Source organism: Rubellimicrobium sp. CFH 75288 (assembly GCF_009904055.1).
Lineage (GTDB): Bacteria > Pseudomonadota > Alphaproteobacteria > Rhodobacterales > Rhodobacteraceae > Rubellimicrobium.
The window spans coordinates 475,927-489,398 of sequence record NZ_WYDP01000001.1 but is presented as its reverse complement, the minus strand read 5'-3'; the positions used below and the strand labels follow the sequence as shown (position 1 = coordinate 489,398).

The following is a 13,472-nucleotide window of genomic DNA, read 5'->3' as shown; positions in this document are numbered from 1 at the left end:
GCGCATGTGCAGGGCCTGTGACTACACGATCCACGGGCACCAGCACCATTTCGGCTGGGACAACGCGCTTGTCCCGGCCGAGAGGGTCGCTCCGGGATCGACCATCCTGTTTCACTGCCAGGATTCCTCGGCGGGCCAGCTCGGCCCGTCCTCCACCCTTGCCGATGTCGTCAATCTCGACTTCGCGCGCATCAACCCCGTCTCCGGTCCAATCTGGGTCGAGGGGGCGGAGCCGGGCGACGCGCTCAAGGTCACGATCGAGGACTTCGTGCCCCAGCGGCGCGAGGGAACGGCCTGGGGCTGGACCGCCAACATCCCTGGTTTCGGGCTGCTCGCCGACCAGTTCCCGGACCCCGCGCTGATCGTCTGGACCTACAACGCCGCGACGCTGGCCCCCGCCATGTGGGGCCGCGAGGCGCGCATCCCGCTCAAGCCGTTCGCTGGCACGATCGGCAACGCGCTGGCCGAGCCCGGCCAGCACTCCGTCGTGCCCCCCCGGCGCGTCGGCGGCAACCTCGACATCCGCGACCTCTCCGCCGGCACGACGCTCTACCTGCCGGTCGAGGTCGCGGGCGCGCTGTTCTCGGTGGGCGACACCCATGCCGCGCAAGGAGACGGCGAGGTGTGCGGCACCGCCATCGAGAGTCCGATGGACGCGATCCTGACGCTCGACCTCGTGAAGGGCGCCAATCTCAGGACCCCCCGCTTCACCACGCTCGGTCCCGTGACGCGCCATCTCGACGTCAAGGGCTACGAGGTCACGACCGGCATCGGCCCGGACCTCATGGCAGGCGCGCGCGATGCCGTGTCGGCCATGATCGACCTGCTCTGCGCCACGCGCGGCATGTCGGCGGCGGATGCCTACATGCTCTGCTCGGTCTGCGGCGATCTGCGCATCTCCGAGGTGGTGGACCTGCCCAACTGGGTGGTCAGCTTCTACTTCCCGAGGGCCGTGTTCGAGTGAGCCGCACCGCATCCCTCCGCTCCGGGGCCGTTCAGGGCCCGGACACACCGCCGGACGGCTCCCCCGGTGTCGCGCCCGTGCTGTCGGTCGAGGGTCTGACCGTCTCGGTCGCAACCGCCGCCGGTCCGCGCCCGCTGGTGCAGGAGGTGAGCTTTGCGCTCCGCTCCGGCGAGACGCTCGCCATCGCGGGCGAATCCGGCTCGGGCAAGTCCATCACGTCGCTCGCGGTCATGGGCCTGCTGCCCCCGAACGTCGCCCCCACGGCAGGTCGGGTGATGCTGGGCGGCACGGACCTCTTGCGCCTGCCCGAGCGGCGGATGCGCGCCATCCGCGGCGACCGCGTGGCGATGATCTTCCAGGAGCCGATGACCTCGCTCAACCCGGTCATGACCGTCGGCGCCCAGCTTGTCGAGGCGATCCGCGCCCACGAGCCGCTGTCTGCCCGCGAGGCGCGCGGCCGCGCCCTCGACGCGCTCCGGGCGGTGCGCCTCTCCGAACCCGAGCGCCGCCTCTCCCAGTATCCGCACGAACTCTCGGGGGGCATGCGCCAGCGCGTGATGATCGCGATGGCGCTCGCGCTGCGCCCCGACGTGCTGATCGCCGACGAACCCACCACCGCCCTCGACGTCACCGTCCAGCGCGAGGTGCTCGACCTGCTGCGCGACCTGAAGCGCGACACCGGCACCGCGCTTGTCCTCATCACCCACGACATGGGCGTGGTGGCCGAGATGGCCGACCGCGTCCTCGTGATGAAGGACGGCCGCACCGTGGAGGAGGGTCCCGTCGCAACCGTGTTCGAGGCCCCGGCCGCGGACTATACCCGTGCGCTCCTCGCCGCCGTTCCCCGCATGGGGGCCCGCCCCCCGGCACCTCCCCGCCCCGTGGCGGGCCCGCCCGTGCTGGCCCTGCGCGATCTCGTCGTGGGCTTCGACACGGGCCGCGGGCTGCTCGGCCGGCCGACCCACCGCGTCCATGCCGTCGAGGGCGTGTCCCTGACCATCGCCCCCGGCGAGACCTTCGCGCTCGTGGGCGAGTCGGGTTGCGGCAAGTCCACCATCGCCCGCGCGATCGCAGGTCTGGTTCCCTTCTCGGGCGAAATCGAGGTGGCCGGGCGCATCCTGCGCGGCCAGCGCGATGTCACCCGTGCCGTGCGCCGCGATGCCCAGCTCGTGTTCCAGGACCCGGCCGCCGCGCTCGATCCCCGGATGCGCGTGGGCGACCTCGTGGCCGAGCCGCTGGCGATCCACGGCATCGGCAGCCGGGCCGAGCGGCGGGCCAAGGCCGAGGCGCTGTTCGAGCGCGTGGGCCTGCCCCGCACCGCGCTGGACCGCTATCCGCACGAATTCTCCGGCGGGCAGCGCCAGCGCATCTGCATCGCCCGCGCCCTCGCGCTCGACCCCAGGCTCATCGTCGCGGACGAGAGCGTGTCGGCCCTCGACGTCTCGGTGCAGGCGCGCGTCCTTGCGCTCCTGAAGGAGCTGCAGGACGAACTCGGGGTGTCCTACCTGTTCATCTCGCACGACATGGCGGTGGTGGATTCCATCGCGGACCGCGTGGCGGTGATGTATCTCGGCCAGATCGTCGAGACGGGCACCCGCGCGCAGGTCTTCGGTGACCCGCGCCACCCCTATACCCGCCGACTGATCGAGGCCGTCCCCGTCCCCGATCCCCGCCACGTCCGCCCCCCCCGCCTGCGCGAGGCGCGCGAGATCCCCTCGCCCGTCCGCCGCCGCGGCGACCCGCCCGCCCGCATGGCCCTGCGCGACATGGGGGAGGGGCATCTTGTCGCCGAGGCGTAGGCCGGCCCGCGGCGGCACCGCGCCGTGCGGTCGTCAGGCGACCGGCGCATCGGGCCGCGGCCGGAGATCCGGGCCGCCTCACATCCCCCGCGATGCCGGGCCGCGCAGGCTTGCGGCGAGGATCACGGCGATGATGATGAGACCGGTCAGGATCATCCGCGGACCGGCGCCGAAGCCGTAGGTGTTCAGCATCGAGACCACGAGGAACAGGAACAGCGCCGCGCCCCAGATGCCGGGGACGTTGGAATTGCCCCCCGCGACCGAGGAGCCGCCGATCACCACCACGGCGATCGAGATCAGCAGGTATTCGGCGCCCATGTTCAGCGCCGCCCCGCCCGAGAAGCAGGAGAGCAGGAAGCCGCAGAGCCCCGCGAGCGTCGCGCAGAGGACATAGGCCGACAGCCGGACGCCATGGACCGCGATGCCTGCCCGTCGCGCGGCCGGCAGGCTCTGGCCGATGGCGGTGACGCGCCGGCCCCAGGCGCTGCGCTCGAGCAGCACCCAGGCCGCGAGCGTGAGCAGGCTGGCGACGATGGCGAGGTTGGGGATGCCCCACAGGTTGCCGGTGCTGAAGGCGGCGAGCGTCTCGGGCGGCTTGATGCGCAGGCCCCGGTTCGTCCAGATCGCGGCGGACTGGACGACGAAGGACAGGGCCAGGGTGGCGATGATCGGCGGGATGCGCAGCGCCTTGATGAGCGCGTAATTGGCAAACCCCACGCCCGCCCCGATCCCGAGCGCGACGGCAAGCCCCGGCAGCGCCATGGCGTCGGCCGTATCCATGAGCTTGAGCGACACCGTGCCGGCGAGCGTCATCGTGGCCGGGATCGAGAGGTCCACGTTGCCGGGCCCCAGCGTGATGACGAACATCTGCCCCAGCCCGACGATCACGCTGAAGGCGGCAAAGGTGAAGGCCGCCTGCGCGAGCCCCGCCGCACTCGCCCCCGCGGTGGCGGCGATGGTCGCGGCATAGACGACGATGGCCGCGATCCAGGCCCAGATCCAGGGCTTGCGCAGAAGGGTCATGCCCGCACCCCCCGCCGCTCGAGCGCATCGAGCCCCAGACGCAGCGCCAGCACGAGGATCAGGATCGCCCCCTGCGCGCCGATCTGCCAGTCGGGCGACAGCCGCAGGAAGGACAGGAACGACCCGGCGAGGGTCAGGGTCAGCGCTCCCACCACCGCGCCCACGGCCGAGACGCGCCCGCCCACGAACTCGCCCCCGCCGAGGATCACCCCGGCGATGGACAGGAGCGTGTAGCGCAGCGCGATGTTGGCGTCCGCCGAGGTCGTCAGCCCTACCAGCGCCATGCCTGCGAGCACGCCGAACAGCCCCGCCAGGGCATAGGCCGCAGCCTTGGCGCCCAGCACGCTCCAGCCCGCGCGGGCGACCGAGCGTTCGTTGCCGCCCACCCCCCGGATCAGCACGCCGAGCGAGGATCGCGCCATGATCAGATGCGCGGCCAGCGCGATCAGGATGCTGGCGGCCAGCGCCATCGGCAGGAGCGGCGGCCGCACCGTCATGAGCGCGCGCAGCCAGCCCGGCGCCGCCCCGCCGGGCGCAGGCAGGATCATCACGGCCAGACCGAGCCAGACGAAGCTCATCCCCAGCGTGACGACGATCGCGGGCAGTCCGCGCAGATGGATGATCACGCCGAGGAGCGCATAGCCCGCGACGGCGGCAAAGAGGATCAGCGCCCCCAGAAGCGGCGTGTCGTGAAGAAAGGTTGCGGTGACGCAGGCGGCAAAGCTGACAAAGGCCCCCATCGACAGGTCGAGGTCGTTGACCGCGATGACGAACATCTGCGCCAGCGTCGCCAGCGCGATCGGCACGGCCAGGTTGAAGAGCAGGTTCAGGCCCGTATAGCTCATCGCCCGCGGCTGGAGCCAGAACACGCCGGCGAGCAGCGCCCCCAGCGCGAGGAACGGCACTGCCAGCCGGATCAGGTCGGCTGTCGGTCTCACGCCGCGCCCTCTGCGGGATGCCCGGCAAAGGATGCCTCGAGGATGGCCGTCTCGGTGATCTGCGCACCCGCGAGTTCGGCCGCCGCCGCCCCCTCGCGGAAGACATAGACGCGGTCGCAGAGTTCCATTTCCTCGATCTCGCTCGAATACCAGACAAAGGCGCGACCCGCTGCGGCCTCGGCGCGGATGATGCCATAGACCTCCTGCTTGGTCCCCACATCCACCCCGCGCATGGGATCGTCCATCAGGACCAGCGGCGCTCCGGCCAGCAGCGCCCGCGCGAAGAGCACCTTCTGCTGATTGCCCCCCGACAGCGACAGGATCGGCAGGCCGAGATCGGGCGAGCGGATGCCGATGCGCGACCGCCAGGCTTCGGCTGCGGCCCTCTCGGCGCGCTCGTCCACGAGACCGCGCCGGGTGAGCGCCGACAGCGCCGAGACCGTCAGGTTGCGACGGATCGACCAGAGCGGCAGGATGCCGTCGTGCCGGCGGTCCCCGGCGACATAGGCGACGGCCGGGCGCCGGCCGGCGGCCCAGGCGGGGGCCAGCCGGTCGTGCAGCGCCCGCAACAATTCGGTCTGGCCATGGCCGGCAAGTCCGGTCAGCCCCACCACCTCGCCCGCGGCCACGCGCACCGGCAGGCCGCGGGGCAGCGCGTGGACGACGAGCGGCGCGGCAGCTGCGGGCGCGGCGCCCCTCTCGGCGCGCCGACGCTCCTGCGCGGTGGAGCCCATGGCGGCCACGAGGCCGGCCGGCGTGAACTCTGCCGCCGGGCGGTCGGCGACCACCTGGCCGTCCTTCATCACCACGATGCGGGTGGCGGTCTCGAGCACCTCCGAGAGGATGTGCGAGATCAGGACCACCGATCCCCCGGCGGCGACGAAGCGGCGGACATGCGACAGAAGCTGCCGCGCGATGCTCGCATCGAGCGAGGATGTGGGCTCGTCCAGGATGACCAGCCGCGGGGGGGGACCGGCTTCGGCGAAGGCCAGTGCGATCTCCACCATCTGGCGCTGGGCGAGCGCGAGGCTGGCGACCTGCGCCCGCACGTCGATGCCGTGGCCGGGAAAGACCGCATCCAGCGCCGCCTTCGCCAGCCGGCGCGCCTCGGCCCGCCAGATCAGGCCGAACTGCCCGCGATGCAGGATGCGGGCATTCTCGGCCACCGTCAGGTTCGGGCAGAGCGACAGCTCCTGGAAGACGCAGCGCAGCCCCAGCGCGCGCGCGGCCGCCACGTCCCAGCGCACCGGCTGTCCGTCGGCCCGCAGGCTGCCCCCCTGCAGCGCAAGGCCGCCGTTGAGCACGTTGACCAGCGTGGATTTCCCCGCGCCGTTGTGCCCGACGAGGCCCAGGCACTCGCCGGCTCTCAGCGCGAGGCTGACCCCGTCGAGCGCGGTCACCTCGCCGAAGCGGAGCCGCGCATCGGTGACGGACAGAAGGGCAGGCGCATCGCTCATGGCGGGGAACGGGGCGAGGGCAGGCCGGGACCCGTGGGACGGAAGCCGGGCAGGAGGCTTCCGTCCCGTGCGGAGGAGCCGGTCAGCCCGCGTCCTCGATCACCGCGACGGCATCCTCGAGCGTGTATTCCACGTTGGCCACGCCACCCACGGGCGTGGTCTCGAGGTTGGCCTCCAGCGTGTCCTGCGTGATGGTCAGGAACGGCACGACCAGATCCTTGGGCACCTCGCGTCCGTCGAGGATCTGCTGGGCGACCCAGAAGGCGAGCGTGGACACGCCCGGCGCGATCGAGACCGACATCGTCTCGTAGCCGCTCGCGTCCTTCTGTTCCTTCCACCACAGCAGTTCGTCCTGCCGGTTGCCCATGATGATGATCGGCATCGGCCGGCCCGCCGCCTGGAAGGCCTGGGCCGCGCCGTAACCGTCGCCGCCCTGGGTGACGACACCCACGATCTCGGGCAGGGAGGGCAGGATGCCGGCCACGGCGCGCTGGGCCACGTCCTGGGCCCAGTCGCCGTGCACCGAGCCCACGATGGTGAACTGCGGATATTGTTCCACGCCCGCATGGATGCCGGCGCTGATCTCGTCATCGACGAAGACGCCCGCCAGGCCGCGGATCTCGAGGAGGTTGCCGCCCTCGGGCAGCCGGTCGGCGAGGTATTCGACCTGCACGCGGCCCATCTCCCGGAAATCGACCGCGATGCGCCAGGCACAGGGCTCGGTCACGATCCCGTCGAAGCTGACCACCGTCACGCCGGCGTCGCAGGCCTCGCGCACGGCCCCGTTGAGCGCCGTCGGCGAGGCGGCGTTGAGCACGATGGCGTCATAGCCCTGCAGGATCAGGTTCTGGATCTGCGCCGCCTGTTCGGTGGCCGAGTTCTCCGCGGTGGTGAAGGCATCGGCGGCCGCGACGATGCCGGCCTCGACGGCAGGCCCTGTCACCGTCTCCCAGCTGGTCAGCATCGCCTGGCGCCACGAATTGCCGGCATAGTTGTTGGACAGGGCGATGCGCTTGTCCGACGTGTCGGCCGAGGCGGGCAGGACCGCCACGGACAGGGCGGCTGCAAGGGCGGCCCCGAGACTTCTGGTGGACAAGAGACGTCTGGCCATGGCGTTTTCCTCCCCGGGGTATTGGTGGCCGCACGATCGGGCTGCGGCGGACACTGGCGTGCCGCGGTTCCTCCTGCCGCGACGGGCCGCACTCTGCCTGCCATGCCGCAAGGTGAACAGGACCAATCGCGCAGCCGGAATGCGGGAACGCGCTCGCGTCCTGCGGGAACCCGCAAGCCGGCTGCCGGTGTCTCCCTTCCCCGTCGCGGGCATCGCGGCCAGTATGAGGCGGGGAGGATGCACGGTGCCCAGGCTGCGACCCCAGACACGCTTGAACCAGTTCCTGCGGATCGCGCGTCTGCTGGCCGGCCATCTCGACTTCCTGTCGGCGATCCGCGCGGTCGCCGCCGAGATCGCGGGCATCGTGCCGCACGACCATCTGGACGTCTGCATCGTCCGGCCGGATGGCAAGGTGCACACGGCCTACGAGACCGGAATCGACACCGCCTGGGGCAGCGCACCGGAGGCTCCGGTCGCCAAGAGCCCGATCCGGTCCCTCCTGACGGGCGGCGTGGGCTACATCCTCACCGACGATGCGACGCGGGACCGGCGTTTCCACTTCCCCGGCGCCTTCACGCGGCCCATCCATGAGCACGGGCTGCGCGCCCGCATCCATGTGCCCATGGTCGTGCATGGCGAGGTGATCGGGGCCCTGTCCTGCTCGCGTCACGAGCCGGGGACCTATCGCGCGGCGGACGTGCGCAACTGCCGCTATGTCGCGGAAATCCTCGCCCCCTATTTCTTTGCCCTGCGCGCGGCCGAGGATGCCCGCCGTTCGGCCATCCTGGAGGCCGAGCTGCGCGCCCGCGAGGAGGGTCTGCGGCAGGGCGCCCTGCGGCTGACCGAAGCGCTCGAGGCCGAGCGGCAGCGCATCGGAATGGACCTGCACGACCAGACGCTCGCCGAACTGACCCGACTGATGCGGAGGCTGGAACATCTGGCCGACCGGCCCGCGCTGAGCGGTCCGGATCTCGTCCCGCTGATCGCCAGCCTGCACGCCAGCCTGGCCGGCCTGCGGCAGATCATCGAAGAAGCCAAGCCGACGGTGCTGCATCTGTTCGGCTTCCGCGATGCGGTCGAGAACCATCTGGATCGCGCGGTGCGCGACAGCGGCATGGCCATCGCCACGCGCGTCGTGGACACGACGGGCGGGGTGATCGACCGGCTGCCGGGCTCCGTCGCGGTGACGCTGCTGCGGATCGTCCAGGAGGCGGTCAACAACGCCATGAGCCATGCGGGCGCGACCAGCGTCTCGGTCGATCTGTCCGCGGAAGCGGGAACGCTGGAGCTTGCGGTCATCGACGACGGCTGCGGCCTGGGCTCCGGGCCGCGGCGCGGGGGGGCGGGGATCGACAACATGCGCACCCGCGCCCGTCTGGTCGGCGCCCGGTTCGCCATCGGCCCCGGCCCCGGCGGGAGAGGCACGGAGGTGCGCATCGGCCTGTCGCTGCCTGCCGCCGGGGTCGCAGGCACGGCAGGGCCGTTGCAGGAAGCGTCATGAGGGTGCTCCTCGTCGAGGACGATCCGCTGCATCGGGCCTGGCTGCGGGAGGCCGTGCGGCAGGCTCTGCCGGAATGCCGCGAGATCGTCGAATGTGCCGATGGCGGCGACGGAGAGACGCGCGCCCGCGAGATGCCGGATGCCTGCGTGGTGATGGACCTCCAGATGCAGCCGCGCACCGGGATCGACGCGGCCCGGACCATCTGGCGCGAGCGGCCGGCCACGCGGATCCTGTTCTGGTCGAACTATTCGGACGAGGCCTATGTGCGCGGCGTCAGCCGGATCGTGCCGCCCGGCGCCGCCTACGGCTATGTCCTCAAGTCGGCCTCCGGCGAACGTCTCCGGCTGGCGCTGCGCGGCATCTTTGTCGAGAACCAGTGCGTGATCGACGGCGAGGTGCGTGGCGCCCAGCAGCGCAGCGCGGTGCAGTCCGGCGCCCTGTCGGAAACCGAATACGAGGTGCTGATCGACATCGCGCTGGGTCTGACCGATCAGGCGATCGCCTTGCGCCGGGGGCTGTCGCTGCGTTCGGTGCAGAACCGGCTGCAGGCGATCTACGACAAGCTCGGGGTGCGCGCCGTCGAAGGCCAGACGGGGCTCTACAACCTGCGGGGCCGGGCCGTCTCCGTCGCCGTGCTGCGGCGCCTGCTCAACCGCGCGACGCTCGAGCACGCGGAGGCCGACCTTGCCCGATGGACGGCCCGGCATCCGCGACCCCGGGACCCGTGACTCGCCACAAGGTGCGGCCCCTCAGCCCGGAAGACCCCGGAGCGCCCGACCGGGGCGCCGGACCCCCGAAGCCGCCCAATCGGCTCTCTCAGGCCAGCTCAGCCCGGGGGTCCGGCAGCCCGCACATGCCGACGCAGGATGGCGGCGAACCGGTCCTGGAGCGGATGGGCGAGCATGCCGGCCCGTCGCACGAGGCCGACCCGTCGCTCGCCCGAAAAGCCCACGAGGGTGAACGGCGCGAGATCTGCAAGCCAGCCGCGCCCGACAGCGGCCACAGGCGCCACCGACAGCATGCGGCCGTCGCGCAGGCAGGCGGCCATTACGGGATCGGCGTTGGTCGAGACGCGAAACCGCGGCCGCGCCAGACCATGCCCGACGAAGAACGCCTCCAGCGCGGCGCGCACCGATTCGTCAAGCTGGGGCACCACCCACTCGTAGCCCGCGACTTCGGCCGCCGCCACCCGCCGCCCGGTTAGCGGATGGCCCCGCAGGCAAACACCCGTGAAGGCGTCGCGGAACACCTCGTCGATCGCAAAGGCGGCGTCTCCCTCGAGATGATTGCACATCCCGACATAGAGATCGATCCGGTTGGCCAGCAGTGCCGAGCGCAGGTTGTTGGCGTGATCGGTCATCACGTCGATCTCGGCGTCGGCCTCCTCCAGCAGTTCGAGCACCGCCGCGCCGGTGGCGTCGAGGAAAGTGGACCCTGCTCAGGGGTGGCGGAGACGAAGGGATTCGAACCCTCGAGACGGTTTCCCGCCTACGCCCTTAGCAGGGGCGCGCCTTCGACCACTCGGCCACGTCTCCGCGGCCGGTCCTACAGGGCGGGGGCGGGGGAAACAAGGGCGGATCGGATGCCGGGCGGACTCGCGCCCCGGCTCGCCCGAACCGGCCCGGCCCATGCCGGGAGAGCGACGGAGACCCCGCTCGCGCCCCGGCCTGCCCGGACCGGCCCCGGCCCCGCACGGCCGCGTCCGTCCGCCGCGCCAAGGGGGCGCTGGCGCGACCGGACCCCGGCCCTAGATCAGATCCACCCGCCCCGAGGTGCCATGCCCCCCGATTCCGCGCCCCGCCCGTCCGTCCCACTTCCGCCCGCCGCGACCGTTACGGCCTCCGGCCCCGCCCGCGCTGCGCCGGCTGCCGGTCCGCGCGCGGTGCAGGCCGCTGCTCCGGTCCCCTCCGGGCGCCTCTCCCGCCTGTCGCGCGTGGGCGGCCTGGCCGCCGCGCTCGCCGGCGGCGCGGCGGCCGAGGGGGCGCGCCGCCTCCTGAGGGGCGAGCGGCCGCGCCTCGACGATCTCCTTCTCGCCCCCGCCAATGCCCGCCGCCTCGCCGCCCGACTGGCGGAGATGCGCGGGGCGGCCATGAAGATCGGCCAGATCCTGTCCATGGATGCGGGCGACCTGCTGCCCCCCGGAGCGGGCGAGGCGCTGGCCGCCCTGCGGGCCGAGGCGCGGCCCATGCCGTCCGCCCAGCTGCGCGCCGCGCTCTGCGCCGAATGGGGCGCGGACTGGCACCGCCGCGTCGCCTTCTTCGACGCCGTCCCCGCGGCCGCGGCCTCCATTGGCCAGGTCCATCGCGCCCGCGCCCATGACGGCCGCGCGCTGGCGCTCAAGATCCAGTATCCCGGCATCGCCGCCAGCATCGACGCCGATCTCGACAACGCCGCCGCGCTCCTGCGCCTCTCGGGCCTCCTGCCGCCTGACCTCGACCCCGCCCCCTTCCTCGCCGAGGCGCGCCGCCAGCTTCACGAGGAGGCCGACTATGCGGCCGAGCTGCGCCACCTCCGGCACTTCCGTGCGCTGCTCGCGGACGATCCCGCCTTCCGCCTGCCCGAGCCCGTCCCCGAGCTTTCCACCCCCCGCCTCCTCGCCATGACCTGGGAGGAGGGGGCCCCCCTCGAGACCCTCGCCGCCGAGCCCGCCCCCGTCCGCGACCGCGCCGCCGCCGCCCTGATCCGCCTCGCCTGGCGCGAGCTGTTCGAGTGGGGACTCGTCCAGACCGACCCGCATCTGGGCAATTACCGCTGGGACGGCGCACGCGGCCAGATCGTGCTGCTCGACTTCGGCGCCGTCCGCCCCGTGCCGCCCGCACTCGCCGCGCTCTACCGCGCGCTGCTCGATGCGGCCCTCGCGCGCGACCGGCCTCGCGCCGCCGCCGCCCTCGAGGGGTTCGGCGCGCTCGACGCCCGGACGCCCCCGGCGCTCCGGGCCGAGGCGCTCGCGCTCTTCGACCGCACGGCCGAGGCGCTGTTCCACCGCGGCCCCTTCGACTTCGCCCGCGACCCGCTGCTCGCCGAGCTGCGCGACAGGGGTCTCGCCCTCGGCCGCGACCGCTCCGCCTGGCGCGCGCCGCCGCCCGAATCGATCTGGGTCCAGCGCAAGCTCGGCGGGCTCTACCTGCTCCTGGGCCGGATCGGCGCGCGGGCCGACCTGCGCGCGCTGCTGGCCTAGGCGCCCAGCGCCCGCGCCACCGCCGCAAGGCCCCCGCGCAGGATCGCCCCCGCCCGCGCCGCGTCTCCCGCCTCGGCATAGACGCGGAACTCCGGTGCGTTGCCCGAAGGGCGCAGGTGCAGCACCTCCCCCCCCTCCAGCCGCATCCGCAACCCGTCCGTCCGGTCGGGCGGGGCCGCCTCGCGCAGCCCCATCCCCGACAGGAACGCCCCCCGCGCGCCCTCGTCCTCCAGCCCCGCCAGAAGGGCGCCCGCCCGCGCGGGCTCCACCCCCTCCAGCCGGTCGGCGGCGGTGAAGCGCGCAGGCAGCCCCCGCCGCAGCGCCGAGAACCCCCCCGCCTCGCGCGCCGCCGCCAGCCCCGCCACGATCGGCACCAGCGCGTCGCGCGTCATCAGCGGCGCGATCGGCCCTGCCGGCCCCCGCGCGGCAAAGCCCAAAAGGAACCCCCCATTGGCCTCGTAGCCCGCCACGCGCGCGCCCGCCTCCGCCTCCATCGCCGCGATCACGAAGGGCGAGCCGATGCGCGTGCGCCGCACGGCGAATCCCATCCCCTCCACCAGCCCGTTGGAGGAGACGGGCGTGACCACCACCTCTGCCCCCAGCGCCCGCGCTGCCACGGGCCCAAGCACGTCGCCCGGCACGATGGCGCCGTCCTCGCCCGCCACCAGCGGCCGGTCCGCGTCCCCGTCGGCCGACACGAGCGCATCCAGCCGCTCCGCGCCCACCCATTCCGCGATCCGCGCCCGCGCCTCCGCGTCCACCGCCTCCGTGTCCACCGGCACGAAGATTTCGGACCGCCCCAGCCCCACCGTCTCGGCCCCCAGCGCCCGCAGCACCCGGTGCAGCCCGTCGCGCGCCACGGTCGAATGCTCCCACACGCCGACCCGCATCCCCGCCAGCGCGCCCTCGCCCCAGGCCGCGGCGACGCGCGCCTCGTGCGCCTCGGCCACGCCCGCCTGCGCGCGCGCGGGCGCGTCGCGGCCCCCGGGCGGGGCGCCGAGTTCCGCCAGGATCGCACCCTCCTCGGCCTTGGTGATCTCGCCCCGCGGCGTGTAGAACTTCAGCCCGTTGCGGTCGGCCGGGATGTGGCTGCCCGTCACCATCACGGCCGCCGCCCCCGCCTCCGCCGCCGCGCGCGCCAGCGCCGGGGTCGGCACCGCGCCCGCTTCGACGACCGCCACCCCCTCGCCCCGCGCGGCCTGCGCGACCGCCCGGGCGAGACCGGGGGAGGAGGGGCGCAGGTCCTGGCCCACCCACATCTCGCGCGCGCCGGGGCAGGCGCGGAGAAAAGCGCGGACATGGTCGGCCACCAGATCCGGTGTCAGTTCCGCGACCAGTCCGCGCAGACCGCTCGTGCCGAATCGCGGTGCCATGATCCCCTCCCGGCCGCCCCGTCCCGATTCGCCCCGCGGCAAGGGGGTGTCAAGGCGTTGCGCAAACCGGGGCCGGTGCGCGCGGTGCCCCAAGGTTTCGTTAACCTTTCGGCGGCAGAAGGGGACGC

The 13,472-nt window shown here is 73.2% G+C and carries 11 protein-coding genes and 1 tRNA gene; 5 read left to right on the top strand and 7 right to left on the bottom strand.

Annotated elements, in window-relative coordinates:
- The first annotated feature begins 4 nt into the window (after window positions 1–4).
- Together GT358_RS02395 and GT358_RS02390 are read left to right on the top strand one after the other, a co-directional pair.
- Entirely contained in the window at window positions 5–964 is a 960-nt protein-coding gene (locus GT358_RS02395; protein WP_166580948.1) for an acetamidase/formamidase family protein, read from the top strand.
- Window positions 961–2,763: an ABC transporter ATP-binding protein gene (locus GT358_RS02390; protein ID WP_166580947.1), complete on the top strand. Its 1,803-nt coding sequence runs from the start codon at window positions 961–963 to the stop codon at window positions 2,761–2,763. The genes GT358_RS02395 and GT358_RS02390 overlap by 4 nt, the downstream gene beginning before the upstream one ends.
- Window positions 2,764–2,841: 78 nt before the next feature.
- Here the strand turns inward: GT358_RS02390 and GT358_RS02385 are convergent, their stop codons facing one another.
- The 4 genes from GT358_RS02385 to GT358_RS02370 form a co-directional block, all read right to left on the bottom strand.
- Window positions 2,842–3,786 carry an ABC transporter permease gene (locus GT358_RS02385; RefSeq protein WP_166580946.1) on the bottom strand — a complete coding sequence of 315 codons (945 nt, stop codon included), beginning with the start codon at window positions 3,784–3,786 and terminating at the stop codon, window positions 2,842–2,844.
- Window positions 3,783–4,724, bottom strand: a complete 942-nt coding sequence (locus GT358_RS02380) for an ABC transporter permease (protein ID WP_371416197.1) — start codon at window positions 4,722–4,724, stop codon at window positions 3,783–3,785. The genes GT358_RS02385 and GT358_RS02380 overlap by 4 nt, the downstream gene beginning before the upstream one ends.
- Window positions 4,721–6,181, bottom strand: coding sequence for an ATP-binding cassette domain-containing protein (locus tag GT358_RS02375; protein ID WP_166580945.1), 1,461 nt, complete (start codon window positions 6,179–6,181; stop codon window positions 4,721–4,723). Before GT358_RS02375 ends, GT358_RS02380 begins: the two co-directional genes overlap by 4 nt.
- An 82-nt stretch (window positions 6,182–6,263) precedes the next feature.
- Window positions 6,264–7,292, bottom strand: a complete 1,029-nt coding sequence (locus tag GT358_RS02370) for an ABC transporter substrate-binding protein (RefSeq protein WP_166580944.1) — start codon at window positions 7,290–7,292, stop codon at window positions 6,264–6,266.
- Between the two features lie 244 nt (window positions 7,293–7,536).
- On the opposite strand from GT358_RS02370, the gene GT358_RS02365 reads away from it, so the two are divergent.
- The gene (locus GT358_RS02365; RefSeq protein WP_208103260.1) at window positions 7,537–8,793 is read left to right on the top strand and encodes a GAF domain-containing sensor histidine kinase; all 1,257 of its coding nucleotides are present in this window, start codon (window positions 7,537–7,539) and stop codon (window positions 8,791–8,793) included.
- A complete protein-coding gene (locus GT358_RS02360; protein ID WP_166580942.1) occupies window positions 8,790–9,521 on the top strand; it encodes a response regulator transcription factor in 732 nt (243 codons plus the stop codon). The genes GT358_RS02365 and GT358_RS02360 overlap by 4 nt, the downstream gene beginning before the upstream one ends.
- Before the next feature lie 98 nt (window positions 9,522–9,619).
- On the opposite strand, the gene GT358_RS02355 is transcribed toward GT358_RS02360, so the two are convergent.
- Both GT358_RS02355 and GT358_RS02350 read right to left on the bottom strand, forming a co-directional pair.
- A complete protein-coding gene (locus tag GT358_RS02355; RefSeq protein WP_166580941.1) occupies window positions 9,620–10,195 on the bottom strand; it encodes a LysR substrate-binding domain-containing protein in 576 nt (191 codons plus the stop codon).
- Between the two features lie 43 nt (window positions 10,196–10,238).
- Window positions 10,239–10,328: transfer RNA gene (locus GT358_RS02350), tRNA-Ser, on the bottom strand.
- 242 nt (window positions 10,329–10,570) lie between these two features.
- On the opposite strand from GT358_RS02350, the gene GT358_RS02345 reads away from it, so the two are divergent.
- Window positions 10,571–11,971 carry an AarF/ABC1/UbiB kinase family protein gene (locus GT358_RS02345; RefSeq protein ID WP_166580940.1) on the top strand — a complete coding sequence of 467 codons (1,401 nt, stop codon included), beginning with the start codon at window positions 10,571–10,573 and terminating at the stop codon, window positions 11,969–11,971.
- Here GT358_RS02345 and GT358_RS02340 read toward each other — a convergent pair.
- A complete protein-coding gene (locus tag GT358_RS02340; protein WP_166580939.1) occupies window positions 11,968–13,344 on the bottom strand; it encodes a phosphomannomutase in 1,377 nt (458 codons plus the stop codon). The two genes, GT358_RS02345 and GT358_RS02340, sit on opposite strands and share 4 nt — an antisense overlap.
- Window positions 13,345–13,472 lie beyond the last annotated feature (128 nt).

Coding starts and splice junctions, on each gene's coding strand:
- GT358_RS02395 (WP_166580948.1), top strand. CDS start 5: ATGTGCAGGGCCTGTGACTACACGATCCACGGGCACCAGCACCATTTC.
- GT358_RS02385 (WP_166580946.1), bottom strand. CDS start 3,786: ATGACCCTTCTGCGCAAGCCCTGGATCTGGGCCTGGATCGCGGCCATC.
- GT358_RS02375 (WP_166580945.1), bottom strand. CDS start 6,181: ATGAGCGATGCGCCTGCCCTTCTGTCCGTCACCGATGCGCGGCTCCGC.
- GT358_RS02370 (WP_166580944.1), bottom strand. CDS start 7,292: ATGGCCAGACGTCTCTTGTCCACCAGAAGTCTCGGGGCCGCCCTTGCA.
- GT358_RS02360 (WP_166580942.1), top strand. CDS start 8,790: ATGAGGGTGCTCCTCGTCGAGGACGATCCGCTGCATCGGGCCTGGCTG.
- GT358_RS02345 (WP_166580940.1), top strand. CDS start 10,571: ATGCCCCCCGATTCCGCGCCCCGCCCGTCCGTCCCACTTCCGCCCGCC.
- GT358_RS02340 (WP_166580939.1), bottom strand. CDS start 13,344: ATGGCACCGCGATTCGGCACGAGCGGTCTGCGCGGACTGGTCGCGGAA.